The sequence below is a fragment of the Shewanella sp. SG44-6 genome (genome assembly GCF_014164185.1).
GTDB classification, from domain to species: Bacteria; Pseudomonadota; Gammaproteobacteria; order Enterobacterales; family Shewanellaceae; genus Shewanella; species Shewanella vesiculosa.
On sequence record NZ_JACJER010000004.1, the window covers coordinates 20,139 to 46,963 of the forward strand.

26 protein-coding genes and 2 riboswitches are annotated in these 26,825 nt (G+C 42.4%); of the genes, 15 read left to right on the top strand and 11 right to left on the bottom strand.

The window, feature by feature from the left end; translation table 11 throughout:
- Position 1: 1 nt before the first annotated feature.
- Positions 2–1,150, bottom strand: a complete 1,149-nt coding sequence (locus H5185_RS01315) for an efflux RND transporter periplasmic adaptor subunit (RefSeq protein WP_124016742.1) — start codon at positions 1,148–1,150, stop codon at positions 2–4.
- Positions 1,151–2,122: 972 nt separating this feature from the next.
- Between H5185_RS01315 and H5185_RS01320 the strand changes: the two genes are divergently transcribed.
- Positions 2,123–2,740: a TetR/AcrR family transcriptional regulator C-terminal domain-containing protein gene (locus H5185_RS01320; RefSeq protein ID WP_124016741.1), complete on the top strand. Its 618-nt coding sequence runs from the start codon at positions 2,123–2,125 to the stop codon at positions 2,738–2,740.
- 24 nt (positions 2,741–2,764) lie between these two features.
- Here H5185_RS01320 and H5185_RS01325 read toward each other — a convergent pair whose 3' ends face one another.
- Both H5185_RS01325 and H5185_RS01330 read right to left on the bottom strand, forming a co-directional pair.
- Entirely contained in the window at positions 2,765–3,454 is a 690-nt protein-coding gene (locus tag H5185_RS01325; protein ID WP_124016740.1) for a DNA-3-methyladenine glycosylase I, read from the bottom strand.
- 100 nt (positions 3,455–3,554) lie between these two features.
- The gene (locus tag H5185_RS01330; RefSeq protein ID WP_182741126.1) at positions 3,555–4,085 is read right to left on the bottom strand and encodes a thioesterase family protein; all 531 of its coding nucleotides are present in this window, start codon (positions 4,083–4,085) and stop codon (positions 3,555–3,557) included.
- Positions 4,086–4,355: 270 nt separating this feature from the next.
- A riboswitch (FMN riboswitch) is annotated at positions 4,356–4,526 on the top strand.
- 93 nt (positions 4,527–4,619) lie between these two features.
- Between H5185_RS01330 and ribB the strand changes: the two genes are divergently transcribed.
- The 6 genes from ribB to H5185_RS01360 all read left to right on the top strand — a co-directional run bounded on the left by ribB (position 4,620) and on the right by H5185_RS01360 (position 7,599).
- The gene (gene ribB / locus H5185_RS01335) at positions 4,620–5,276 is read left to right on the top strand and encodes a 3,4-dihydroxy-2-butanone-4-phosphate synthase (RefSeq protein ID WP_011639277.1); all 657 of its coding nucleotides are present in this window, start codon (positions 4,620–4,622) and stop codon (positions 5,274–5,276) included.
- Between the two features lie 346 nt (positions 5,277–5,622).
- Positions 5,623–5,886, top strand: coding sequence for a hypothetical protein (locus H5185_RS01340; protein WP_182741127.1), 264 nt, complete (start codon positions 5,623–5,625; stop codon positions 5,884–5,886).
- A gap of 2 nt (positions 5,887–5,888) precedes the next feature.
- A complete protein-coding gene (locus tag H5185_RS01345; protein ID WP_124016738.1) occupies positions 5,889–6,275 on the top strand; it encodes a DUF3703 domain-containing protein in 387 nt (128 codons plus the stop codon).
- A gap of 101 nt (positions 6,276–6,376) precedes the next feature.
- The gene (locus H5185_RS01350; RefSeq protein WP_182741128.1) at positions 6,377–6,763 is read left to right on the top strand and encodes a VOC family protein; all 387 of its coding nucleotides are present in this window, start codon (positions 6,377–6,379) and stop codon (positions 6,761–6,763) included.
- Positions 6,764–6,803: 40 nt separating this feature from the next.
- Positions 6,804–7,160: a MerR family transcriptional regulator gene (locus H5185_RS01355; RefSeq protein ID WP_182741161.1), complete on the top strand. Its 357-nt coding sequence runs from the start codon at positions 6,804–6,806 to the stop codon at positions 7,158–7,160.
- A gap of 58 nt (positions 7,161–7,218) precedes the next feature.
- Positions 7,219–7,599 (top strand): carboxymuconolactone decarboxylase family protein, encoded by a 381-nt coding sequence (locus H5185_RS01360; RefSeq protein ID WP_182741129.1) that lies wholly within the window; start codon positions 7,219–7,221, stop codon positions 7,597–7,599.
- A 101-nt stretch (positions 7,600–7,700) separates the two neighbouring features.
- Here the strand turns inward: H5185_RS01360 and H5185_RS01365 are convergent, their stop codons facing one another.
- Both H5185_RS01365 and prlC read right to left on the bottom strand, forming a co-directional pair.
- The gene (locus H5185_RS01365; protein WP_259396138.1) at positions 7,701–8,363 is read right to left on the bottom strand and encodes a PilZ domain-containing protein; all 663 of its coding nucleotides are present in this window, start codon (positions 8,361–8,363) and stop codon (positions 7,701–7,703) included.
- A 215-nt stretch (positions 8,364–8,578) separates the two neighbouring features.
- Complete coding sequence (gene prlC, locus H5185_RS01370; protein ID WP_182741130.1) at positions 8,579–10,618, bottom strand: oligopeptidase A; 2,040 nt, start codon at positions 10,616–10,618, stop codon at positions 8,579–8,581.
- A 470-nt stretch (positions 10,619–11,088) separates the two neighbouring features.
- Between prlC and H5185_RS01375 the strand changes: the two genes are divergently transcribed.
- The 3 genes from H5185_RS01375 to gorA all read left to right on the top strand — a co-directional run bounded on the left by H5185_RS01375 (position 11,089) and on the right by gorA (position 13,786).
- A complete protein-coding gene (locus H5185_RS01375; protein ID WP_259396139.1) occupies positions 11,089–11,748 on the top strand; it encodes a hypothetical protein in 660 nt (219 codons plus the stop codon).
- A 72-nt stretch (positions 11,749–11,820) separates the two neighbouring features.
- Positions 11,821–12,342 carry a hypothetical protein gene (locus H5185_RS01380; RefSeq protein WP_182741132.1) on the top strand — a complete coding sequence of 174 codons (522 nt, stop codon included), beginning with the start codon at positions 11,821–11,823 and terminating at the stop codon, positions 12,340–12,342.
- A gap of 88 nt (positions 12,343–12,430) precedes the next feature.
- Positions 12,431–13,786 carry a glutathione-disulfide reductase gene (gene gorA / locus H5185_RS01385; RefSeq protein ID WP_182741133.1) on the top strand — a complete coding sequence of 452 codons (1,356 nt, stop codon included), beginning with the start codon at positions 12,431–12,433 and terminating at the stop codon, positions 13,784–13,786.
- Positions 13,787–13,908: 122 nt separating this feature from the next.
- Here gorA and gbpA read toward each other — a convergent pair whose 3' ends face one another.
- Together gbpA and H5185_RS01395 are read right to left on the bottom strand one after the other, a co-directional pair.
- The gene (gbpA, locus tag H5185_RS01390; RefSeq protein ID WP_182741134.1) at positions 13,909–15,354 is read right to left on the bottom strand and encodes an N-acetylglucosamine-binding protein GbpA; all 1,446 of its coding nucleotides are present in this window, start codon (positions 15,352–15,354) and stop codon (positions 13,909–13,911) included.
- A gap of 130 nt (positions 15,355–15,484) precedes the next feature.
- Positions 15,485–15,583, bottom strand: a riboswitch (cyclic di-GMP riboswitch).
- A gap of 423 nt (positions 15,584–16,006) precedes the next feature.
- On the bottom strand, positions 16,007–16,639 hold the full coding sequence (locus tag H5185_RS01395) for a TetR/AcrR family transcriptional regulator (RefSeq protein WP_182741135.1): 633 nt from the start codon (positions 16,637–16,639) through the stop codon (positions 16,007–16,009).
- A gap of 121 nt (positions 16,640–16,760) precedes the next feature.
- On the opposite strand from H5185_RS01395, the gene H5185_RS01400 reads away from it, so the two are divergent.
- On the top strand, positions 16,761–17,627 hold the full coding sequence (locus H5185_RS01400) for a LysR family transcriptional regulator (protein ID WP_124016730.1): 867 nt from the start codon (positions 16,761–16,763) through the stop codon (positions 17,625–17,627).
- A 33-nt stretch (positions 17,628–17,660) separates the two neighbouring features.
- On the opposite strand, the gene H5185_RS01405 is transcribed toward H5185_RS01400, so the two are convergent.
- The 3 genes from H5185_RS01405 to H5185_RS01415 form a co-directional block, all read right to left on the bottom strand.
- A complete protein-coding gene (locus tag H5185_RS01405) occupies positions 17,661–18,962 on the bottom strand; it encodes an anaerobic C4-dicarboxylate transporter (RefSeq protein WP_182741136.1) in 1,302 nt (433 codons plus the stop codon).
- A gap of 343 nt (positions 18,963–19,305) precedes the next feature.
- Positions 19,306–19,659, bottom strand: coding sequence for a cytochrome c3 family protein (locus tag H5185_RS01410; RefSeq protein ID WP_182741137.1), 354 nt, complete (start codon positions 19,657–19,659; stop codon positions 19,306–19,308).
- A gap of 28 nt (positions 19,660–19,687) precedes the next feature.
- On the bottom strand, positions 19,688–21,208 hold the full coding sequence (locus H5185_RS01415; protein ID WP_182741138.1) for a flavocytochrome c: 1,521 nt from the start codon (positions 21,206–21,208) through the stop codon (positions 19,688–19,690).
- 290 nt (positions 21,209–21,498) lie between these two features.
- Between H5185_RS01415 and H5185_RS01420 the strand changes: the two genes are divergently transcribed.
- The 4 genes from H5185_RS01420 to H5185_RS01435 are packed head-to-tail and all read left to right on the top strand — an operon-like array spanning position 21,499 to position 25,111.
- Positions 21,499–22,302 carry a hypothetical protein gene (locus H5185_RS01420; RefSeq protein ID WP_259396140.1) on the top strand — a complete coding sequence of 268 codons (804 nt, stop codon included), beginning with the start codon at positions 21,499–21,501 and terminating at the stop codon, positions 22,300–22,302.
- A gap of 25 nt (positions 22,303–22,327) precedes the next feature.
- The gene (locus tag H5185_RS01425) at positions 22,328–23,086 is read left to right on the top strand and encodes a hypothetical protein (protein WP_124016724.1); all 759 of its coding nucleotides are present in this window, start codon (positions 22,328–22,330) and stop codon (positions 23,084–23,086) included.
- A 43-nt stretch (positions 23,087–23,129) separates the two neighbouring features.
- Positions 23,130–23,807, top strand: coding sequence for a response regulator transcription factor (locus tag H5185_RS01430; protein ID WP_182698253.1), 678 nt, complete (start codon positions 23,130–23,132; stop codon positions 23,805–23,807).
- Between the two features lie 35 nt (positions 23,808–23,842).
- A complete protein-coding gene (locus H5185_RS01435; protein ID WP_220494390.1) occupies positions 23,843–25,111 on the top strand; it encodes a HAMP domain-containing sensor histidine kinase in 1,269 nt (422 codons plus the stop codon).
- 63 nt (positions 25,112–25,174) lie between these two features.
- On the opposite strand, the gene H5185_RS01440 is transcribed toward H5185_RS01435, so the two are convergent.
- Entirely contained in the window at positions 25,175–26,710 is a 1,536-nt protein-coding gene (locus tag H5185_RS01440; RefSeq protein WP_124016721.1) for a DUF3612 domain-containing protein, read from the bottom strand.
- Between the last annotated feature and the right edge of the window lie 115 nt (positions 26,711–26,825).

Here is a 26,825-nt window from a genome sequence, read left to right on the forward strand (position 1 = left end):
CCTATTTTTGTGGTTGGTCAGCCGTTAACGCCTGAGCTGAAACAGGTGCACCAGGACGAATTTTTTGCAATCCTTCGACAATTAATTTATCGCCAACAGACAAACCATCAACAATGCGCCATTGATTACCAATCACTTCAGCTGTTTTTACCACGCGCATTTCAACATTACTGTCTTGATTAACTATCATTGCGACAGCTTCACCTTTAGAGTTACGCGTAATGGCACGTTGTGGCACTAAAATCGCTTGTGGATCTTGGCCAGCATTGAGCAATGCACGAACATACATACCCGGTAACAGTATTCCGTCTGGGTTAGGAAACTCAGCGCGAAGGGTTACAGAGCCAGTCGTTTCATCAACGTTAACTTCAGCAAATTGTAGAATGCCTTGTTGTTCGTAGGTGCTACCATCTTCAAGGATTAAGGTTACTTTAGCATTTTCACTTTCCAGTAACTGCCCAGAACGTAAGTTAGCTTTTAAACGTAACAGCTGCGCACTTGACTGCACTATGTCGATATTAATGGGATCAAGCTGTTGAATTGTCGCTAACGTATTGCTTTGGTTTGCCGTCACCAAGGCGCCGGCAGTCACTGATGATTTGCCAATACGACCAGAAATCGGTGCTTTAACTTCAGTATATTCAGTGTTAATTGTCGCAGTATTAATCGCGGCTTTAGCAACCACAACCGCAGCTTGTGCTTCTTTATATGCCGCTTCAGTCTCGTCAAAATCTTGCTTACTGATCGCATTGGTTTTAACTAACTTGTCATAACGCGCTGCTTTGGCTTTAGCGGAAGCTAAACCAGCATTGGCACTCGCAAGATCGGCTTGCGCACTTACCAGTGCAGCTTTATAGGTTGCGGCGTCAATTTGATACAGTGATTGACCTTGCTTAACTTCAGTCCCTTCAGTAAAGGCACGTTTAGTGATAATACCTGTGACTTGCGGTCGTACTTCGGCTTCTAAATACGCACGACTGCGGCCAGGTAGCTCAACTTGAATCGCTTGCGAAATCGCTTCAACGGTCATCACGCCAACAGGTGTAGGTGGTCGCGGTTGTTGTGACTGGGCATTTTCATCCCCTTTACCACAAGCGGTAATCCATAATGCAGCAGAAATAACTGCGGCGACTTTCAATGCTTTGTGCATGAGTGCTCCTACTCCAATTTATTTTCAATATGCGCCACTCGATCTTGAGTAGCCGATTTGAAAATAGCTAATATTAAACTTTAAAATTTTCTGTGTACTTTATCGCATAGGTATAAAATTCAAACAACTTAGCTGATGCGAATAAATTGTAAATAAATAATAAGCTTACGTTATATATACTTAAAAAGTTAACAAATTGTGCTATTCGAGTGAGTAATAAAACAAGCTCGATCAATTATTTCATTCTTAACACTATTTATTAACATCTCAGCTGGATCAATTTGTGGGTTAACAACCGCACCAATGTTCACCAGTAATACACTAACCTAGTGGTTGTTGATGACAAGCTTATTTAAACCATCAATCTTTTATACTGCAAGCATACTATAGCCAGCATTACTCGCCAGCTTGATAATTAGCCAACCATTTGAGTATCATTAAAAGTCAGCAAGCTCATATTATATTTAGTTAATTGACTGATACGCCCAAAAGACTCAAACCAATCATGTAATGGTAAATTAAACGGGCTATTTTACTGACTTTATCACCTTAGCGTTAACATCAATATGAGTCTGTGAGCATGGCAATGACAACATCTGGATATCGCGTGGTAATTTATTATAGGCGCCCATAGCAAACATGCTGAGTCAAACAGCCAAAAAGAGTTATCAATTTGTAAAAGCCATTAAAATAGCCACTGTTAAACAATACATTATGCCATTAGCCTTACATGCCATCAGGCGATTTAATTTCAATGCCCTTTGTGGCTGACTAAGATGATCCTCTGCCACCACCAATAGCTCAAAGCAGTCTGATTAAAAGTTTGAGGAACATAATGATAGTGTTTATCACCCTTAAATCTGCAACTATTTTTAACTATTGCTTCAAAAAGTAAACTACACAGTGTAGTTTAATAATCCATTGTTGAAAAGTAAACTGCTCAGTGTAAAATATTACAATAAGATCGCTTAGATGAAACCAATGAACTCAGAAAAACAAACACGTAGCCAATTAAAACGTGCTGCGATTATAGAGGCCGCCAGAACAACCTTTAAATCATTAGGGGTTACGGCTACCAGTATGGATAAGTTAGCCGAAGTGGCTGGGGTGTCTAAACGAACAGTCTATAATCACTTTGCGACTAAAGAAGCGTTAGTCATGACTTTAATGACTGATTTGTGGGAGCAAGCATTATCTCAACCCACTGTAGCGTATGACGCGCATCAACCTTTAGAAGCACAATTACAGCAGTTAGTACGTGACGATATGGACTACTTACAATCAAAAGAACACATTGAAGTGTCGCGTATGTTAATTGGTCATTTGTTCTATACCACTGAAATGCAGCAAGAATTACAAAAAGTGATCAAAGAAGAGAATGCCATTTTACGTTGGATTAAAGCGGCCACGCAAGATGAGCGATTAAGCGTGACAGATGTCGAGCAAGCGCAAGCAGAATTGCAGAGTTTGATAAAAGGCCAATGTTTTTGGCCATTAATCTTTCAAGTTGAAGAGCCACTGAACGACGAACAAAAACAACAGATTGCCGCCAATATTACTGCCATGTTTTTATGTCGTTATAAGGTTTAACCGCATCGTTTAAAGCATGAAAAATTAAACGCGATTATCGCCCACGCCCAATGAAATAGTCCGGCTAATTTGCGCCAAGCTCATGCCCGACTCTTGTTGCCAATGATTAAAAGCCGCTTGGGTTTGGCGTAAAGCCGTTTGCGATGTAAAGCCAGCATCAACCACGTTATGGCCAGTTAAATAGGCTTGAACATCTTGGCTTAATAAAAAGGTATCTTTACCAATTGCCCGTAAAAAATAGGGCCCAGTATTACCGCCTAAACGAGTGCCGCGCTTTTTAAGCACTTGCCATAAACCGGTAATATCATCGCTTGGCCAATGAGCAATAAACTCCGCAAAACTTCCATGCTCTTGGTTAATGTGTTGGATCATATAGGCATTATCAACAATCGCCTGTGTTTTCTTTTGATGACGAATAAGCTCAGGGTCGGTTGCACGCTGTTGAATTTGATCGGGTGAAAGCATCAGTACCTTCATCGGCTCAAAACCAAAAAAAGCTTTCTCATAGGCAGGCCATTTGTTATCAACCACTCGCCACACAAATCCACTTTGAAACACCCGCTTGCTCATCACAGACAGCAATTGAGCATCAGTATATTGGCTGATTTCGTCAATATCGAGAGTATCCGGTAACATCGACTTCACTACTGCAGGTCCGCCTTTACGCTCACAGGCTCGAGCCCAAATATCGCTGAATTTTTCTAACCTTGCCACGCTTCACCCTCACTACAATATCAATTATATAAACACTCATCACTGGTACGTAATCTTGTACCATCCAGTTTACTTTAGAATGTTATTCACATAATGATAATTAAATATTACGTTGTTTTTTAAGCTGTAAAAACTGTTTCCATTTAACCACTTCCGCTGGCATCTCTGGCACATCGCCAGTGAAACCGGCTGCCGCAATTAAGGTTTCTATCGGCACTTGTTTACCGCGACACATAAATACACCGCGTACATGAGCAATACAATGTAAGCCGCGCTCGGTGTGCATCCGATGCTCAATATAAAAATACTTTTCATCCCAGCCAACAATTTTGGTGTTTATGGTAAATTTTTCAAATGGCTTAATATCGCGGATATAAGTAAACTCAGCAGCATTCACAATAGGTAACCATCTGTTTTTTAAAAATGCCTTCATCAAGCCCATTTCGGCTATCAAATAAGTGCGGGCTAGATCCATAAAGGCTGGATAGCGGGAGTTAGTCAGGTGTAAATTGATGTCACAATCTAATGGCAACACACGATAATCAATCCGGCTAGTACCTAAAAAACCGATGCGTTTACAATGCCCTATACGCCATATAAACAACCAAATAAAACGAAAATACAAATTCATTAACTGTGACTCCTGATATAAACGCATCAGGCTAACAAAGGTCATACCAGTGAGCAAGCTCGTTCAACTCATTAAACAATAGAGATTTGCATCCAGTGATTAAGATAACTGAACCTAGGTATTGCTGCGCTGTAAAATAAGCATTAGTAATGCTTTATTACATTAATGAGATCGATACCCCTTTTCATCTTAATCTTAACTGATTAACATAGTTGCGTGTTTTGCTGAGCCAGCAGTCTGAGCTTAGATGTTTAACACACACATATTGTTTTTAATTCTCAGGGCGGGGCGCAATTCCCCACCGGCGGTATACTTGAAAAAGTGAGCCCGCGAGCGCTCGATTCGTCGAGGTCAGCAGATCTGGTGACTTAGGTATTTACTCATGAGTAATGTCTAACAGTCCAGAGCCGACGGTTATAGTCCGGATGAGAGAGAATAGAGATACATCAATTAGCCTAGGCTATTGATGCAATTTGTTTTGGATTTAGATCCCTCTTTACAAGCCCTGATTCTGGTCATTTTAGGAGTACAACCATGAATCAGTTATCACTACTTGCCGAATTTGGCGAACCAATCACCCGTGTAGAAAATGCATTAGCAGCGCTAAGAGAAGGCCGAGGCGTATTACTACTCGATGATGAAGACCGCGAAAATGAAGGCGACATTATTTATTCTGTCGAGCACTTAACCACAGCCCAAATGGCATTAATGATCCGCGAATGCAGCGGCATTGTGTGTTTATGCTTAACCGACGAACACGCCAACAAGTTACAATTGCCGCCAATGGTTATCAATAACAACAGCGCCAACCAAACTGCGTTTACCATCTCCATTGAAGCAAAGCATGGAGTGACCACTGGCGTTTCCGCTCAAGATCGTGTTACTACCATTAAAACTGCGGCAAACCGCGATGCCAAAGCATCAGACTTGGCTCATCCTGGACACGTATTCCCATTACGTGCTCGCGCTGGCGGAGTGATGTCTCGTCGTGGTCATACCGAAGGCACCGTCGACTTAATGCAAATGGCAGGCTTAATGCCAGCTGGCGTATTATGCGAACTGGCCAACGAAGATGGCAGCATGGCCAAAACACCAGAAATTATCGCCTTTGGCCTTAAGCACAACATGCCTGTACTCACCATCGAAGACATGGTGATGTACCGCAACCAGTACGATTTAAAACTGGCATAATATGTTACTAATACGTCATTCATAAGCAGACTTGTCTGCAGTGAATGAAGATGAAATAACAAGATTAAGAGGTGCTAAGCACCTCTTTTTTTATGCTTGAAATCATGAAGATTATAGAAAATAAGGCCTTATGAGTTAATCCTCGTATGACTTGTTATTTGCCATCCATAACCTCTCTTCCTCACCCCGAGGACTACCACCGCATAACTCTCATTTGAACTCAACGAGTATGTTTACGCTATGCAACACTTTACATTGCAGACTGAAAAAAGCAGGATAAATAACCTCAAAATATATTGCTCACGGCTACCCTTGAGAGTTAGCCAATATTAAATAAAGGACGCTTATGAGCAAATGGAGCACCACTAGCACACTTTCGCTGTACTTAACGCTAATCGGCTCAATTAGTGTAGCCAGATTTGTGACATATTCGTTGGAAGATAATTTTACCGGGTTATCTGACTTACCCCGTATCGTTGATATCGGTATTTATGCCGCCCTAATGACAGTGTTTTATTATTTTTTCGGCCAATTTTTTAACTGGTTGTACTCTGAAGTTCAAAAAAATAACGACGAAAATTCAACTGAGGATAATAAATTGGAGAGGTAACATTGAATAGTTATACCAAAAATATCACTCCTTACGTGCAAGAGCAGTTATCTAAAGCAGATCAATCCGACCGTTTAGGTAATGTTGCAGATTCATTTGTTTACCTTGAGAATGCTCACGTGCTTGGGCAGGAATCAACCTATTGGCATGTAAAAGTGCATTATTTAATGCTGCGTTGGGCAATAAAACAGCGTGATATGAATGAAGCCATAGGTCAAATGATTCGTATCATTGGGGCGGTTTTATTCACTGCAATAAAAGGCGTACCAACGGGGAACACTGGCGGTAGCAATGTTAGCCTAGTAAAAGTCATGCCCATTAAACCAGAGCATGCCGAGATCATAGCGAAAGTAAAAAAACAACATAACTCAACGAGCGAAAAAGATTAATAGACGCCTAGCTACATCATACTGTAAGCCAATAATGGAATGTTAAATACATTACCGGGTAACACAAAGACATCTCTAAACATGGTACATGGGAGGTTCACATGAAACGAGTCACAGGTATCGGCGGCATATTTTTTAAAGCAAAAGATGAACCTGCATTACAAGCTTGGTACAAGCGTCATCTCGGCATTGATGTTCAGGAATGGGGCGGCACGGCTTTCTCTTGGAGCGACTCAAATAACAAACCCGTAGGTGGAACGACTATCTGGGCGGTGAGTTCAGAGAAAAGCGACCAATTTGCTCCAAGCCAAGCCCCATTTATGATCAATTACCGAGTTGAAGACCTCAAAGCTGTCGTCGCAGCCCTAAAAACTGAAGGCTGTAACGTCCTCGATAAGATAGATGAGTCTGAATTTGGCAAGTTTGCGTGGGTGATCGATCCTGAAGGTAATAAAGTCGAATTATGGCAACCGCCTTTAGGTCAATAATAATGCTGAATGTAGCCATTTGCAGGGTAAAAAATAAATGATGAACATGAAAGCATTTTCGACGTTAGCCGGATTATCTTCTCATACGCTGCGATATTATGAAAAAGTCGGTTTACTCAACAAGATTCAGCGAAACAGCAGTGGCCATCGAGTCTACACAGCTAAAGATTTAGAATGGATTACGTTTATCAAACGCCTCAAAGACACTGGCATGCCTTTAGTAAAAATTCAAGAATACGCCCAATTGCGAGCATTAGGGCAAAGTACAGTGCTAGATCGCCAACAACTACTTGAGCATCACAAAGACCAGTTGCAAGCTCACATTAAACGCCAGCAACAACATTTACTGGCGCTAGAAAACAAAATTAATTTGTATAAAGCTGATAAAGTCAGTTGACTTAGAGTTAACTCTAACTTGTAAGGTGTGACTTCTACTTATCAATAGGAGTACATCAATGTCAAATTCAAGATTCACTTTAGGCATGGAACAGTTGTCAAAAATTGACGGCGAAGCAGGTCATAATGTTATCGAAAGCCTGCAAGATATCTGCCCTGACTTAGCCCGATTTACCATTGAATATCCGTTTGGCGATATATATACCCGACCCGGTTTGGATGTAAAGGCGCGAGAAATAGCCACTGTTGCCGCACTGACCGCATTAGGTAATTGTAAACCTCAGCTCAAGGTTCATCTGAGTGCGGCTTTAAATGTCGGTTGCAGCGCAGAGGAAGTAAAAGAAGTATTATTACAAATGTCAGTATATGCTGGTTTTCCTGCGGCATTAAACGCTATGTTCGCCTTTAAAGAAGTGCTTCAAGAGCGAAAACCAGAATAAACAAGTTGCGATTAATTATGAGTCCATAACAAGGACCAGCTTAAGAGCCGCTTATGCTCCAACACTGACGTTAACGAAATGATTATGCCCAAGACTCTAGCTTATAACTCAATAGAAAGCTGGTTCAATATGGCCCTAACTTGTTCATCATCCTCTGCAAATTGAATACCTACGTTAACTTTTCCGTTCTCAAAGCGACTATTGCACACCTTCGCGGGAATGGTTATTTCAGTATCATTAGGGGAACGCATGATGATGAAAATATCTTTCGGATTGACTTTAACTTTCGAGTTATCAGTTTTGAAAACAAAACCACAGCCTTTGGCAGAAATATCCGAAATAATGCCTTTTAATTGGGATAGTTTTTTTACATCATCATCGTCTCTTGTGACAATAGATGCAGGTATATGAGTCACAAAACGTCGATGAGTGCGAAGCTGACGGTTTTCTATTTTAGCGGGATAACTTAAGAAGATAAATTTTTCAGGGATTTTAGTGATATTTCTAATTGTCGATCGAAATGCATGACACTCGCCTTGCTGGCCCTCCAATAAATAACGAACCACCACAACATTACCTTCCACAAGCACATCACTGTAGTTACTCATATTCTGAGGAGCTGGATGCTTGAGGATAATATATTGACCTAGATCGTACCCGACCAACATTGCTTTAAGACGCAATTTAACGGGATGGTCGATCTGTAAATCAACAATTTTTCCGGGAGTTAACTCGAAAAATATAGCGTTGGGTGTGGTTGTCAATGTTCTGGATCCATGGGAGTTTAATGATAAATTTACAACCGTAAATGTATGCTGTGAATAAAACCAAAACAATAGTTATACACAGTTTAAAACTAAAAAGATGTCGCCAAATTAAATTAATTAATCTTTATTGAATATTCGTTACTCAATAAAGATTAATTAGTCAGTTAATAAGAGGCACGAGTTAAGTACCTCTTATGTTTGAATCCATCCAATTACACCGCAATACCACTGTGACGCAGTAACGCATCAGTGTTTGGTTCGCGGCCCATAAAGCGTTTAAATAACGCCATCGGCTCTTCACTGCCGCCCATCTCAAGAATGTTGTTTAAAAAGCTTCTACCAGTGTCAGCATTAAAAATACCTTCGGCTTCAAAACGCGAAAAAGCATCAGCGGAGAGTACTTCGGCCCATTTATAACTATAGTAACCTGCCGCGTAACCACCAGCAAAAATGTGAGCAAAACCATGTTGAAAACGATTAAAGCTTGGTGGGGTTAATACCGCAATCTGGCTGCGTACTTGGTCTAAAATGCCTTGAATATCGACACCTTTTGCTGGGTCAAATTCGTGATGCATTCTAAAGTCAAATAATGAAAACTCAAGTTGGCGCACCATCATCATGCCAGACTGGAAGTTTTTAGCTGCTAGCATTTTATCCAGCAAGGCTTTTGGTAATGGTTCACCAGTTTCATAATGACCAGAAATTTCCGCTAACGCCTCTTCTTGCCAGCACCAGTTCTCCATAAACTGGCTTGGTAACTCTACTGCATCCCAAGGCACACCATTGATACCAGACACGCCACCAACATCTACCTTGGTGAGCATATGGTGAATGCCGTGGCCAAACTCATGGAACAAAGTGGTTACTTCATCATGGGTAAATAATGCCGGTTTGCCATCCACTGGGCCATTAAAGTTACAAGTTAAATACGCTACCGGTTTTTGCAAACCCGTAGAGGTCATACGGCGACCGCGACAATCATCCATCCATGCGCCGCCACGCTTACCGCTGCGAGCATATAAATCTAAGTAGAAGCTACCGCGGTGGTGTTTTTGATCATCAAAAATATCAAAGAAACGCACGTCTTTATGCCAAGTGTCGACACCTTTCTGCTCACTAATGGTTAAACCGAATAAACGGTTTACAGTATAAAATAAACCTGACAAGACTTTATCTTCAGGGAAGTACGGGCGTAATATTTCTTGTGACACTTGGTATTTATGCTGTTGCAGTTTTTCAGCGTAAAAACTTAAGTCCCATGATGCCATTTCGCTCACGTCATAATGCTCTTTAGCAAACGCACGTAGCTCGGCTAATTCAGTGGCAGCTTGATCTTTAGAACGCTCGCCTAATTCATTTAAAAAGCCCAGTACTTGCGCTGGATTTTCTGCCATTTTAGTGGCTAATGATTTATCAGCGTAGCTAGCAAAGCCGAGTAAATTAGCTAACTCGTGACGCAGTGCGACGATTTCATTCATATTGTTGGTGTTATCAAACTCACCAGCATTAGGGCCTTGATCAGACGCACGAGTCACAAATGCACGGTAACATTCTTCACGTAACTCACGATTTTCGCTGTAGGTCATCACAGGTAAATAAGACGGGAAATCAAGTGTGAATAACCAACCTTTTAGCTCTTTGGCATCCGCCATTGCTTTCGCAGCTGAAATCGCTGATTCCGGTAAACCCGCTAAATCGGCTTGGTCAGTAATCAACTTGGTCCACGCTTCGGTAGCATCTAACAGTTGATTCGAAAAGTGACTAGTTAACTCAGATAAACGTTTAACAATCTCACCATAACGTGCTTTTTGGTTATCGTCTAAGCCGATACCAGACAATTCAAAATCGAGTAAGCTTTGCTCTATGACCATTTTTTGCGCTTGGGTTAACGCAGTAAATTCAGCAGATTGATGGATAGATTTGTACGCTTCGTACAAGCCCTGATGTTGACCAACATAAGTGCCGTAATCAGACAAAAGCGGCAAGCAAGCATCGTGTGCATCGCGTAATTCATCACTACTGATCACTGAGTTCATGTGTGACACAGGTGACCATGCTTTACTTAATTGATCATCGATTTCTTCAAGGGGTGCAATTAGATTATCCCAAGTGTATGAGCTATTTTTAGCTAATAGCTCATCAATGGTTTCACGACATTTGGCAATCGCTTGCTCAACAGCAGGCTGAATGTGCTCAGGTTTGATTTTTGAAAATTCTGGTAATTCTGCGCCACTTAGCAATGGATTGCTCATAAAGATTCCTCGAAATATTTCGCGTGAGTATTTAGCTTATATTGGGTTAAATAATGCCATTTTCAAGCATTGGAGCAATTTATCCTAACAAATATAACCAGCATTTCTAATGCAGCCGATGATATTTCCATTGCCCATTTTCGAGAGTACTCTCGCAGATCCATTACAGCATATGCTTTCTGCTTAACCGATTTATCAAGAGAATAGAATGACCAGGCTCCCACTTTAATTTGCTACTTGAGCAAAATATCTAATATTGAACAGAAGTCTCAAATAAGACTTATTATCATTTAATTAATTTTTAAAAAGGCTAACATACGCGGCATCAACATCTCTCTAGCAACATTGTAACTATGAGCAAGATAAATATGCCCTTTGATTGTTACCTGCCAAGTCAGAAGCATTGTGTCTGCTATTTTTGGGTTGCTCTCTTTATTACAATAACGTTTCCCTTAACATCCGCGCTTGCCATGGCAGACGACCAGCCAATAATGGCGTTCGATGTTGCCTGGAATGATCATTATATTAGCCAAGGACGTAATAACTTAGCCAACGGTGGGATTGTTTGGGGTATCGCCAGTGTTGCACAAGATAACTTAGTCGCTTTCGCTATCGCTGGACGCGCGACTCAAGTTCACTATATTGAATGGAATGCAGGTCTAGAATACACCCTCCAACTTCATGATGAAGTTGATCTATCCCTGGGTTATCAGCGCGTAGAGTGTTATGGCGCTGAACGCACATCTGACAATGAATTTTTCAGTTCATTAACCTATAACGGTATTCGCTGGCTGGTACCAACCATTAACTACACTTTTGCCACAGAAGCGGCGGGCTACTTTGTGGAGCTCAGTTTACACAGTCCATGGGATATTAACGAGCGGCTCACATTAACCCCCTATTTAGTACATGGCGTTGATTTTCAGTACAGCAGCGAACAACACAATGGCGCTAACCATGTACAATTTGGTTTAGAAGCACTGTACCAATTAACAGCTAACCTAACGGTCTCAGCACAACTTAGCCGCACTATTGCTCTAGAGGACATCAAGCTGCAAGCCCGTACCGAAAATCATCAAGGCAGTCTAGATACAACCTATACTGGCGTGCATATAGGCTGGACATTTTGAAGCCTTAGGCTCGCAATTTAATCATCTTCGACTACAATTAATGACCAAGATTAAGCTATGCAAGGAACGCATATGTTTACCCGCCAAGTGCAATTCGCCACCTTATGTGCCGTGCAATGGATAACCTTATTAAGTGCTCCAATATTGTGTGCTGGAGAACTCAGCGAGTTAACTCAAGCATCGACGAATAAAGCCGTATCACTCACTAATGACAATGCCAAAAACTTACCACTGCAATCTGCCAGTGATAGCCAAGGCAATACGATTAGCTTACCCAGCGACACCCGCTCAGCATTAGAATATCGCGCCGATGAAATCTACCTCAAACCTAGCCTACAAGAGCTTATTAAAGCCAACCAACAAACTAATACCACCTCACGCCAAGCTGGCATCAATGTTGTGGACGATCCTAGCTGTCGTTGGCTAAATAACCGTATAAAGCACTTAACCAAACAACAAAGACAAAATCAAAACAGTCAATTTAGTCATTATCAAGATGAAATTGATATTAGAAAAAGTGAATGGACCTGTCTTAAGTGCGCAACGACCGGTCCCAATGACGTTGACCGAGGGGAGTGCCAACATAAACGCTGACTCATTTAGCATAAAGCATTGAGCTAACGACTAGATTGTAAACACAATCCCCCCTACAATGGACGCATTAACCGTAGTGGAGATCATCATGGCTCAAAATTTTGACTATATCGCGCTTGGCGCAGGCAGTGGTGGTATTGCCTCTGCAAACCGTGCAGCAATGCGTGGCGCAAAAGTATTAATTATTGAAGCAAATCAGGTTGGCGGCACTTGCGTAAACCTTGGTTGTGTCCCCAAAAAAGTCATGTGGTATGGCGCTCATATTGCCGAAGCACTTAACCTTTACGCCAAAGACTATGGTTTTGATGTTACCGTCAACAAATTCGATTGGAACATTCTAGTTGATAGCCGTGAAGCATATATTAGGCGCATTCATGATGCCTATGGCCGTGGTTTTGCCAACAATAACGTGACCTTATTAGACGGCTATGGCCGCTTCGTCAATAACAACACCATTGAAGTCAATGGTGAGCATTACACAGCCGACCATATTATGGTTGCTACTGGTGGTGCACCGACGATTCCTGATATTCCAGGCGCCGAATACGGTATCGACTCAGACGGTTTCTTCGCTTTACGCGAGCAACCTAAACGCGTTGCTGTGGTAGGTGCGGGTTATATTGCGGTTGAAGTTGCCGGGGTATTACATGCCCTAGGTAGCGAGACACATTTATTGGTGCGTAAGCATGCTCCACTTCGCAACTTCGATCCTATTCTAGCGGATGCATTAGTTGATGCTATGGCCGCTGATGGTCCAACGCTGCACACCCATAGTGTACCTAAGTCGGTCAGTAAGAATGTCGATGGCAGTGTCACTTTAGAATTAGAAAATGGCGAAAGCTTAACGGTTGATTGCTTAATTTGGGCCATTGGCCGCTCACCATCTACGGGTAATATCGGTCTAGAAAATACCGACGTGCAGTTAGATGCAAAAGGCTACGTCATTACTGATGAACAACAAAATACTACCGCAAAAGGGATTTATTGTGTTGGCGACATTATGGCAGGTGGTGTTGAATTAACCCCTGTTGCCGTTAAAGCGGGTCGTTTATTGTCAGAGCGTTTATTTGGTAACATGCCCGATGCAAAAATGGATTACAGCTTAATTCCTACTGTAGTCTTTAGCCATCCACCCATAGGTACTATGGGCTTAACAGAGCCTGAAGCGGCTGAAAAATATGGCCAAGACAATATTAAGGTTTATACCTCAACATTTACTTCAATGTACTCTGCAGTAACCGCACATCGCCAAGCCTGTAAAATGAAGCTAGTGTGTGCAGGTGATAATGAAGTCGTCGTTGGTATTCACGGTATCGGCTTTGGTATGGACGAAATACTACAAGGCTTTGGCGTGGCCATGAAAATGGGCGCGACTAAAGCAGATTTTGACTCAGTAGTAGCAATACACCCAACGGGTGCTGAAGAATTTGTTACCATGAGATAAGCATCTGATAATTAATTAAAAACCGTGAATACCTTAATCGATATCCACGGTTTTTTTATCTTTATTTAAACCTAAAAAAGAGCTTTAAACCTATTTGAATCTCTTAATATGATGTTCCGATTTTACAATTCAGTCCATGCTACCGCCCAAGAAGCTCCTACGCCCGGCTCATAACTGGTAGCAGAAGCTGACCACTGCATACAGTAGCCGCCGTATGGGAAAGGTTTACATTGATAAACCTTACCTGTCTTAGGTTGCAAAACCTTAGTGCCGGTAACATAACGCGTCACTTCAGCTGGAAACACGAAGTCGGCTTCTGGTACTGGTCGCTCATCCTTTAAAAACACATCAAAGTTCTGCTGGATGACATCCCCTTGCTGAGGTTCACCTTTAACTTGTAAGTGATAATGGCCAACTTTAGGTGCTACAACATCCAGCACTAAACTCGCATTGGTATTATTAACCGCTTGACTCACAAATCCAGATGCAACGCCATCATGATTAAATAAATAAGCTGACACTTGCATAGCGGAATTGGTTGTCACATCAAAACTCACTTGAGCCGCACCATCGTTGATTTGAATTGCATCAGCAAGCGAGGTCACATCGAGTTGATTCCCTGGGGCAGGCGCTAAATCAAACTCGACTTCGACACGCTCAATACCTGAATCAGTTAGGGTAAAAATATCATTTTTACCGTAAACCGGCATGATACTGCCAGCAGCATTCTTTTGTCCTGCTTTGAGTTGTGATTGCTGCGCATTAATAGTGCTGGCAAGAAGGAAAGGCCAATTCTGTTTATTACCTTGAGTCGCATCGGTAATTGTAATCGTGGTTTGCTTAGAGAGCTGCTCGCCATTAGCATCAAATACCCTGGTCATCACTTTGTCACCAGCCTTGAGATCCAGTGACGGATTAATGTCACCCACATCTTGCCATTCGTTAGGGATTCCCGGGCCTGAACTCAAATTGACATCAATAGCATTATAGAAACTATTGCTGGTGTCACCGACTTGCCATACGGCTAAAATAACGTGGTAACCACTTAGTCCCTCTGGCACGTAACAGTCATGAGTAACTAATTTAGGTGGCTGAACCATGCCACCATCGACCACACAAAAAGGCGCTAAATCGAAACTCGCGCGGCTTAAGGCTTGGTTTTGGTCCCAACCCTGGCGAGTAATATAATAGCGCCAGTTACGGGTGACATGGTTAGCGGTAAACTGCCAAGTAAATTGCTGCCATCCGGCGTTGATATCCGTTTTAGACCAACGGACCGGACTCTGAACATCTAGAGGAGAAAAGGCACCATTTGCAGCGCTCGCTAACTTACCATCTTCAGGGCCTGATTCAGGGAATCCCGAAGGCCCTTCAACACTTTGTGGCTCCCACTGAACGGCGCCACAGCTTGCATTATTGCCAGTTTTACAAGCGTATGAGCGTGACTCTGGCGATAGCACATAACCATGCGCTTCAACAGACAGACTGACGAAAGAATTTGCAGCCATGAGTGAGGCTGCGAGTAGGCTTAACTTAGAAACATGAGGTAAAACAGGAAGATTTGCCACTTAAATGCACTCCATTGGTTACCTATTACTTAAAAATAAGTGATAGGCCTCGATATCAATATCAAAGTGGTATTTTGGCAAACAACAGCGTTAAAAAAACGGCTGTTCGTTTCACGCAGAACCTGAGCTCTGCGGCAACTCCGCTATCTTAGTTTCGTAAAAATTAATTTACCACCTTAGACCGGAAGCTTTGCGTCCTAACTTTTCAATTAGTTTGCCAAATACTATGAGTGTTAGCTTGGTGATAACGTTATTTATAACAAGGTATCAACTAACACGACTAACCTAACAACAAACATCAACCGTGTCAAAAAATATAAAAACAATAAATACAAACACTTAAAAAGTACATTCAGTGTTGGCGTGGGCTCAAGGCGACATGATTTTTATCTGCTACTCTCTAGCATTTAGGGACTCAGATTCATGCTGTTGTAAACATAGCATCGATGACATTGCCATATTTTACTGATGTACTAAAACACGATTGTGTGAGTAGATAGGTAGGTGGGCCATTATCGATTTTAGTTTAGAAAACGCTTAAATGACTGCGATTAATAATTGTCCCAAGCTGGCCAAATGCGTTCCAGAGCAAGCCGTTAACTGAAGTTAAGAGATCCATGGCATTTAGGGTTCAAGAGCGAGGATAAATTATTTATGCGGGTTTACCGGCTAGCCACTGCAGGAATGTATTAATCGTGGGCATGCGTTTGTGTGAATGGCCCATGAGCTGGGTCATGGCAAAACTAAACTGGTAGTACATTTCAGCATCGTCGGGATGCTTTTGTGCATCGTCACTGTTGATCATAGCACCGCGTAAATAGTCACAAAGCAACTCGCCACGATTAAAGCCACCAACCTCACCAATCTCTGTCAGGGTTTGTGCATTCCATTGTTGATATTGTTTAAGTACTAGCTCAAAACGGGCACGATAATAATCGCTGGCTTGTATTAGTATTGACTCGTTGGGGATCACTCTAGCAATAACAAATGATTGTTCTGATAAAATACGGTACAAACGTTGGCAATGATGAAAAATAAACCGTAAATAGGGATCACTATATTGCTGTGTATCTTGTTCGGCTTGAATTAACCAATGACGATAATCTGCACTGGCTACGGCCACAATTAAATCGGCCTCTGAGGTAAAGTGATTATAAATAGTGCCCTTGGATATCTGGCTGGCTTGAACTAGATGCGAGCGGCATAAATCAAAGGTTTTATGGCCTTTTAAACAACGTTGTGACACTTCAATCAAGTAGTTCCCACGATCCTCCCAGCTACCCATTCCTTACTCCAAGATATTTTAATTAAATAACCATTAACACCTCACAGTTACACTATAGCAAGCTTTGTGGATAGCCTAAATTGAGTAATACTTATACCACTATGAACTTACTCAATAGCCCATGTTAAAAATTGACTTACTTGAAAGTTTTATCGCTGTTGCTGAATGTGGCAACTTGTCAAAAGCGGCTGATAAAATTTGCCGAACCCAATCAACGTTGAGTCTACAAGTTAAAAAGCTTGAAGAAAGTGTCGGTCAAACTTTGCTGATTAGGGACAACAAAGGCGTCACCTTGACCGAGTCAGGTGAAACCTTGCTGAGCTATGCCTATAAAATGATGCAACTTAACTTACAGGCACTTGATGAGTTAAAAGATTGTCAAAATCGCGAAGTGATCCGCCTTGGTGTGCCAACCGATTTTATCAAGTGCTACCTAAGCAGCTGCTTATTAGAGTTTATTCGTGAATTTACCAATATTGAATTAGTTATCGATACCGATGTAAGTGGCAATTTATATAAACGACTCCATCAAGGCGAGTTTGACGTGATAGTCGCAACTCACTGGCAAGCCCCCGTCAACGGCGAACTGTTATTTACGCGCCGCTTTCATTGGGCCGCAGCAGCTAACGGTAACGCCCATAAAAACAAAACCATCCCCGTGGGCTTATACCCAGAAAACTGCCCTATTCGAGCACAAGTATTCGCCAATCATCAATTGTCTATGCGTCCGATAAGGGTATTACTGTCAACACCATCCCCACAAGCGTTATCGATGGCGGTCGAAAATGATCTTGTGATTGCGCCGGTAGCCGAATTTAGAATAAACGATAAAATGCAAATTTTAGATCCACTTGAACATGGCTTACCGCCACTGCCGATGTTTAACGAATCGCTTTACCTCAACCCAGATACTCAAACCTATGCGACCTTGCAATTAATTAATTTAATAAAAGCCAATGTTGAGCATAAAGGCTATCAAATCAACTAACATCACTACTATACCAAGCCGCATACTGTGAGGTTACAGAATCAAGCTGCCAAACAAAAAGGCCAATAACACACTCGATACTATGGTCACTACGCCTGGGATTAAAAATGGGTGGTTAAACACCGCCTTGCCAATACGAGTGGAGCCAGTGTCATCCATTTCTACCGCCGCCAATAACGTCGGATAAGTCGGTAATACAAATAACGCACTCACCGCCGCAAACGAAGCAACTGCCGTTAATGGACTCACCCCAATTGCCAATGCAGCTGGCATTAACGCTTTAGTGGTCGCACCTTGAGAATAGAGCAACATAGAAGCAAAAAATAATGCCACCGATAATAACCATGGCTGACTTTGAAGCAAGGTTCCCGCAACCGCTTTTATCTCGTCAATATGATTAGACACAAAGGTGTCACCCAACCAAGCTACGCCCAACACACAAATACACGCTGACATGCCCGACTTAAACGTTGATGCATTAGAAATCTTGCTGGCATCTAAACGGCAAAACCAAGTGATCGCCGCTGCGGCAGATAGCATAAACAACATAATCGCCACATCGCGCGACAGCACTGGGTTCACAATTAAGCCCACTTTGTCAGAAATGGCTGTGGCGTAAGACATTACCGCCACTATCGCGACTAGAAAAATAGCCACCGACCTTCTAGCGCCAGGTTGCAAAGTGACTTGGGTTTCACCCCGAATATTGACGAGTCCGCTGGCTAAACGCTGTTGATAAATGGGGTCTTGCGCTAACGGTTTACCGAGCATCGAGGCAACAGCGGCACCAATTAAACAAGCAATAAAGGTTGAGGGGATGCATACGGCTAATAGCACTAAATAATCCACCCCGAACGGTTCTAAAATACCCGAGAAAAACACCACTGCGGCAGAAATAGGAGAGGCCGTGATGGCAACTTGCGAGGCGACAACTGCGATAGATAGAGGCCGAGATGGTCGTATGCCCTGCTCTTTGGCGACTTCGGCTATAACTGGTAATGTCGAGAATGCAGTGTGGCCCGTTCCGGCAAATAAGGTCATAAAATACGTTACCATTGGCGCTAAAAATGTGATGTGCTTAGGGTGTTTACGCAGTAGTTTCTCCGCTATTGACACCAAATACTCCATTCCTCCGGCCTCTTGCATCGCAGCAATCGCGGTGATCACTGACATAATAATCAGCATCACGTCGATAGGGATCGCACCAGGTGTTAATCCTAAACCGACGGTAAGAATTAATACCCCTACGCCACCAGCAAAACCTATCCCTATACAGCCCATTCTTGCACCAAGGTAAATAGACCCAAGCACAATTATTATTTCTATTATCATCATAGTGTTAACTCTATTCAAACCCAAATACGTCAATGAAATAGCAGCGATTGCTACTTTAAAGATCGCGATATTACTCTGTTGAGCTTGGCCGAATGTAGACCTGGATCAATTAACTGCATTGCAATCCAAAAGAGGTGTTTTGTCTGCAGGTTTATTAGTCAGTTAACTGAAAAAAGTGTGATTGCGCTTAGATGTTAATGTGGGTAAAAATAGAAAAAAACCAATCTATGATTGGCATTTAAGAGGGGATAAAAGTGAAGCGTGACTGTCTAGCGATTAAAATATAAAGCCACATTAAATACTTAATATGTGGCTTACTGAACTAATATAAATTTAAATTAGTTTAGCCTTTATGCTTATCAAACTTAAACGTATGACAGTTACTGCATAATGGTTTTTTAGGTGTATGTTCGCCATGACACTCTTGGCAAGGTACATCTTTGCCATAGTGAAGGTTATTGTGTGGGTTCTGCCACTTGTCTTCTTCACTTCGGGCGGTTTTCTTTGCTAAGTCATCAACATCATGACACTGCAAACAGGATTGATCAGATGGAAACTGCTTGATGCCATTGTCATGACAGGTTTTACAGTCTTTACCGATAACCTCTTCATGATAGTCACGGATCTCTGCTGACTGTACTGATAAACTGGTTAATCCAAGTAGTACCAGCCCAAGTATAATATTAAAGTTTTTCATTAATGATTCCTCTTGTTCACTGGTCTAATTAAACTTTCATGAGACTTCTAGCTGCAGTCATACCCATCACCATACATTCTGGAATAGAACAACTCCCTAGACGACTAACACCATGAATACCACCACACACTTCACCAGCGGCATAAAGGCCAGTAATAGACTTACCAGTAAAACTATCTGTTACTTCGGCTTTGGTGTTTACTTTTACACCGCCTTGGCAGTAATGCACTTTTGGCCACAAGCGAACGACAGTAAATGGCGCTTCGATCATTTTATTTTTCGCCAAGGTCATATCTTTACCAAATTGCTTATCTTCACCCGTTTTTACATAGCCATTGTATTCAGCGATTTGTGCTGTTAAGCCCGCTAAAGGCACACCAAAGTGTGTTGCCAACTCTTCAACTGAATCAAACTTCCAGCCGACATTGTACTTAATCACTTTTTCGGTATTTGGATGCGCTTTAGAATCTTTAAAGCTTGAAATCAACAGTGGTGGTACAGGATTACCTTTTTCATCACGGTTGCTTAATTCAGCATCAGCACGTGTTTTGCGATCGGCAATTTCATTCATGAAACGCTTACCGGTTGTCCGGCTAACGGCAATTGAGTGAGGTAAATTGAAAATTGAATAGTTAGACACATAACCAAAGCCACCTTCATCAGGTGAAGCCCAAGGACCAGATTGAATGTGGGCTAAATGCACAGGAATAGCCCCTAAACGGAACATTTCAAACATGCCCTCGCCTGTTGCACCTGGTGCGTTGGTACAACCCACATCTGCAGTTAAGGTTGGATCTTGCGCCATACGTAAATCAACGTTTTGCGCAAAGCCACCAGTAGCCATAATCACACCACGTTTGGCGCGAATATTGAGAACCTTACCAGGCTGGTCTTCGCCAAAGTGATAGTTTTGACGCATTTTAACACCAACAACTTCGCCTTTATTACCGACGAGGAACCCTTCAAATTTTGAACGATTGTGGGTGTTTACACCAATACGTTTGCACTCTTTGTACAATGGCTGAGTAATACCAGCACCACAACTTACTGAGGTTTGGTATGTACGTGCAACCGAGTGACCGCCTAGTTGTTGTAAGTAAGGATGGTATTCAGAACCCGCATCTAAGGTCATTTGTAACGCTTCAACCGCATGAGATGCGACATGGCGTAATAACCCTTCATCGGCAATGCCACGGCCAGACAATAATTGGTCATGAACCATTCTGTCTACTGAGTCTTCAACGCCTTCTTTCTTTTGCATCGGCGTGCCTGGTGCGGCGAAAAGCCCACCGTTAATTGCCGAGTTACCGCCAAAATAGGACATTTTTTCAAATATATGGACGTCTTTTGCACCATGTTTGGTGGCTTCGATTGCGGCAGCTAACCCCGCAAAACCAGAACCAATAATGACGATTTCAACTTCTTTGTCCCATTTAACCCCTTCTGCCTTTTCAGACACAGCCATTGCTGGTGCTACCATCGCTGCACCAGCAGCAATGCCTAGACCTGCAATAAACTTACGGCGCCCTAATAGATCGATATTGCTCATAGGTTATCACCCCTTTTTATATTATTGACGCTTCATCATATCGATGGAATCAATTCCAAAACGGGAACTATTGTTAATGTTTGGTGAAAATAACAACAAATATCGACTTATCAATTATGAGTAGAAATTTTAGCGGGATCTGTTACCAAGCAGAGATATTGGAATGCAGTCCAAACGTTGAACTCATCTGGCTAACATATTTATGGTTGATATCACCGCCCTATGTTTGGCCTAAGTATTGCGCGGCAAGATAGTGCTAAATCAGTTTCACTGTTGGATGAGGAGTCCTTATGAAACCTTTAACCAAAGCATCATCTATTCACACAACGCCGAATGACCTATCACTAAATACTTGGCTTAATAAAGTGCCCGAAATCACACTGATCTTTTGGGTAATAAAAATGATGTCGACCACGGTGGGAGAAACCGCAGCAGATTATCTTAGCTTCCATCTTCATGTAGGCATGATTAATACCAGCATCATCATGGGGATATTATTACTTGTCGCCTTATTGGTGCAGCTTAAGCAAACTCGCTATCGCCCATATGCTTATTGGGGTGTAGTGGTACTTATCAGTATTTTTGGCACCTTAGTCACCGACATTCTCACAGACAAACTTGATGTGCCTTTGCCAGTATCGACTGCGGTGTTTAGCCTATTATTAGCGGCAACATTTGCATACTGGTTTAGCAAAGAACGTACTTTATCGATTCATTCCATTGTCACTCTTAAGCGTGAATTATTTTATTGGCTGGCCATTCTCATTACCTTTGCTTTAGGTACTGCAGTCGGTGATTGGGTATCTGAAGACATGAATGTTGGCTACGGCCTTTCGGCTTTGATATTTGGTGGTTTAATCACCGTCATTAGCGTGGCTTTTTATCGCTTCAAAGCCAATGCAGTATTGTGCTTTTGGTTGGCATATATCTTAACCCGCCCGCTGGGTGCCTCTATCGGTGATTTATTATCACAACCGGTTCGTAAAGGTGGCTTTGGGTTTGGCACCACCAGCACCAGTATTGTTTTTTTAGTGATTATTGTTGCACTTGTAGCTTACCTTTCAGTGCGCGCCAAACAGCAAAAAAGCCAATAATGGATCAACATAAGTGAGTATCGATATGGAAACACTACAACAGCAGGCGCGGGCTAAAGTGCCACAAGTCACCTTAATATTTTGGCTGGTTAAAATACTGGCGACCACCTTAGGCGAAACGGCAGGTGATGCTTTATCGATGTCGCTTAACCTCGGCTATTTAGTGAGCTCAGTTATTTTTATCGGTTTATTCGCGATAGCGGTAGCAATACAAATTCGCAGTAAACATTATTCTTCGAGTATTTATTGGGCCACCATTATCGCCACAACTACTGCAGGTACTACCATGGCAGACTTTGCCGACCGCTCACTAGGCATAGGTTATACCGGCGGCACATTGCTACTAGTGAGCTTGTTGTGTATGTCATTTTCAATTTGGTACGTCAGTGCCGGTAGCCTGTCTAATCAATCGATAAACAATACCAAAACCGAATGCTTTTATTGGGTCACGATTTTACTGTCACAAACCCTAGGTACAGCTTTAGGCGACTGGACAGTGGATAGCGCCGGTTTAGGTTACGATGCCAGCGCGCTTATCTTTGGTAGTATGCTATTAGTATTATTAGCCGCCTATCTTTGGAGCCCAATATCTCGCACACTGTTGTTTTGGCTTAGCTTTATTTTAACCAGACCTTTAGGTGCTGTAGTCGGTGACTTTTTAGATAAACCCATTAGCCATGGTGGATTAGAATTTAGTCGCTTTACTGCATCGGCGGCACTACTCTTTGGTATGGTGTTGTGTTTAATGCTATTTAAGCAGCAAGCTGCAACAAAGAATCATTAATTAAGACTTTTCACTTTGTGTCATTGTGTTCAATTGAGGTGCTATGCGTATTTTATTAGTAGAAGACGATAAAATGATTGGTGATGCCATGCAAAGTGCCTTAAAAGATGTCGCCTATGCGGTTGATTGGATATGCGATGGCGAAGCGGCGCTGCACAGTTTACGTTGCCAGCAATATGATGTGGTGTTGCTCGACCTTGGCTTACCTAAGCTGGATGGCTTGCAAGTGATGCAATATATTCGAGCTCAGCACCCCGCTCTGGCGGTGATCATTATTACCGCCAGAGATAGCTTAGAAGACAGAGTCAAAGGGCTCGATTTAGGTGCCGATGATTATGTCATTAAGCCCTTTGATATGAGCGAACTACAGGCTCGCATCCGTGCGGTAGCAAGGCGCAATGCCAACCAGCATACGCCTGAATTAACCAATAATATTGTGTGGCTAAACCCTGCCACACATGAAGCCAAAACCCTCGATCAAGATAATATCTTACTGTCTAACCGTGAGTTCGCTTTACTGCAAACATTGCTTATCCGACCCGGTTCAATTCATTCAAAAAGTGATTTAGAAGAACGTATTTATGCCTGGGGTGAAGAAGTAGAAAGCAATGCGGTAGAGTTTTTAATCCATTGTTTGCGTAAAAAACTGGGTACAGAAACCATTAAAAATGTCAGAGGTGTAGGATGGATGGTGTCAAAAAATGCCCCCGTAACTCGTTAAAAACGCGATTATCTTATTGGATTTCAGCAGCAATTTTGTCTGTTGCGATCATTGCTGCCAGCTTTACTTTTAGCAGTGCTTTTGAAGAAGCCCATGAGCTACAAGATGATGTATTGCAACAAATGGCTGTGCTATTTGACCGTTACTCGCTGACCCCAAACGACAGCAAACTAACCCCGTTAAGCCAAGATCAGTTGGAGTTTCAAGTTTCGGTGCAGTTATTGGGTGACAATCCAGCAAGCAATCCTATAGCGAAAAATATCCTAGCCTTGCCGAGCAATTTAACTGATGGATTTCACACGGTTAATTTAGCCACACAGTCATGGCGAGTATTTGTGCGCACCTTATCATCCTCGCAGCGAATAGCCGTCGCCCAAGAGACCGCCATTCGTGACAACATCGCCTTTGAAACCGCGCTGCATACCCTAATGCCATTGTTAGTATTAATTCCGATTTTATTATTATTACTCGGCTATATTCTAGGTAAAATTCTGAGTCCAATTAGCATTTTAGCCCACGATGTAGACCGTCAAACTGAGCACGATTTACAGTTAATTCCCACTACTCAATTGCCGAGTGAAATTGTGCCCTTTGTTGAGGCGATTAATCGCTTACTCAGCAAAAACAGCCAGGTTATTACTAGCCAAAAGCGCTTTATTGCCGATGCCGCCCATGAACTCCGATCGCCTATCACGGCGCTGTCGTTACAGGCTCAACGTCTTCAGCAGACAGAGTTAACCGACGATGCGCGTCAGAAACTAAATGCATTACAAGCTGGGATCAGTCGCAGTATTCATCTGCTAGAACAACTATTATCGATGGCGCGTCAACAAGACAACAGCATCCAACAACATCAACGAACCTCACTAAAAACAGTATTCACTGAGGTGATTGAAGAGCTATACCCACTTGTGGAAGCGAAAGAGATTGATTTGGGCTTTAGCCAAGATAGCGACGCCCAGCTCAACGCCAACCCTGTCCGTTTAAAAACCTTAATTCACAACCTGATCGACAATGCTATCCGCTATACACCTAGTGGCGGTAAAATTGATTTGAGTATTATTGAAACCGAGCAAGGCATAGAGATGACCATCAAAGATACGGGCCCAGGTATCGCAAATACTGAAGTTCAAAAAGTGTTTGAACCTTTTTATCGCATATTAGGCAGTAATGAATATGGCTCAGGTTTAGGCTTAGCGATTGTGGCGAGTATTGTGCAGCAGATGGATGCAAAAATTAGCTTAACCCTAACAGATCCTGTAAACAACTGCGGGCTTTGCGTGACGGTAAAGTTTCCCCTTTAGGTGCATCAGATGTTGCTTGAAGCCGCATCAACTTATGTTGATGAGGCATACACCAAGGACGACTTAACCTTGGTTTTCTTCACATAAATTACGCCCGGCGGCATAACAACTTGGCTGACGCGGACAAACGGCACCACGCGAACAAATTAACTGGGCATCTTTTTTAATCCCACGTTCAATCCAATTAATGTTCAGAATTTTTGCCACACTGGTGAGATCTTTTTGGATGTGTTTAGGAATAACGATAGAGCCGCCGCCCGTAGCACAAGCCTGTTTCAAATCATGAGCAATCGACTGAGCGTCTTTGCCTTGCGCTTCAATCGCCGGATTTAAATCTATTCCAGCACATAACACATGTGCATTGCCCGCCGAGTCGTCCACTTTAATCGATTCACAGCAATAAATACGTGGTTCATTACCAACATTTAAAATCGATATTTGTGCAGAGGTACCCTCGACTTGCTCGTTAAGCATCCTAAATACAGCCCAATGCTGACAAGGATCTTCCACTAGGCGCATGTTGCCCCAAGGCAAAGGAATACCATTACCGCGATACACAGCTTTTAACTTACCCGGCGCATAGGCATCAAAATAATGCCAATGAGGATAAGGTGATACCACTGTCATGCGGCGCATAGCCACTGAAGCTGACACCTGCAATTGCTTATGCACACTAATCTCATAGCCATGACGATCCAGTAACTGTCGATACGGCACTTTTGGACACAATAAAGCACCGGCAAAGAAGCTTGATTCAAAATCGCGCCATGCATGTAAAATATCTTGTGCATTCAATGTATTGGATTGAGGGACAAGAGCATCATCAAAGTCATCACGGCGACCCGACATCATCACACTCTTTAAGCCATCTTTGTTGTGTAATACACAATGACCTATGTGCACGGCCAAATCATAGCGCAATCTACTGGGTCTGTTTTTCAACATATTACTAATGTAAATAGTCCCCGGCGGCTCAAAAAATGAAGTCACTAACTGCTTAGCACTGACACCCATTTCGTTGATCACTTCTTGTGGAACCCGGTCGATCCATTTAATTTTTAAGCCCATGCCTTTGGCGATATCGATAATATCTTCAGTGGCAAGCGGCATGCGTTTTAAGCCGACCTCTTCGGCGGCGCGCTCTAAATCAGGAAAATGATTTTGATGATGCTCTTGGTGCGCGCGGATGAGTAAATGAGCAAACTGGCGGCCACTAGTGCCGGTTTGCGACAACATTTCAGGAATAGCAATTTGCAGAATGTCATTTGAAAACAAAAAACTCGGCTCCAGCGGCATACCACTAATGCCACCTTTGTTGCCTTTTTCCGGCGTAATGGCTTCATCTTCTGGCACATCATCAAGAAACCATTCCACTTCTTTTTGAAAAACGACCGCAATAACCGCCAACATATCTGCACTCGGAACACGCTTTCCGCGTTCGATCATCGACAAATATGACACTGATGGCGAATTACCTGAATCAACACGTACACAACGAGCTGACAAGTCTTCCATGGTTAAGTTGTTGCGTTTACGCAAGTTTCTTATCTTTGTGCCCAAAAAATGGGTCTTTCGCATTAGGCTTTTTTCATTTCTCATTTTGTATAATTCACACTGTAAAATTTTTATTGTGAAATTGTTTGTAAAAATAGCATAGACTAAAAATCAAGCTGCTAACAGAGCTTAATGATAAACAATAATGACAAAGGTTTCT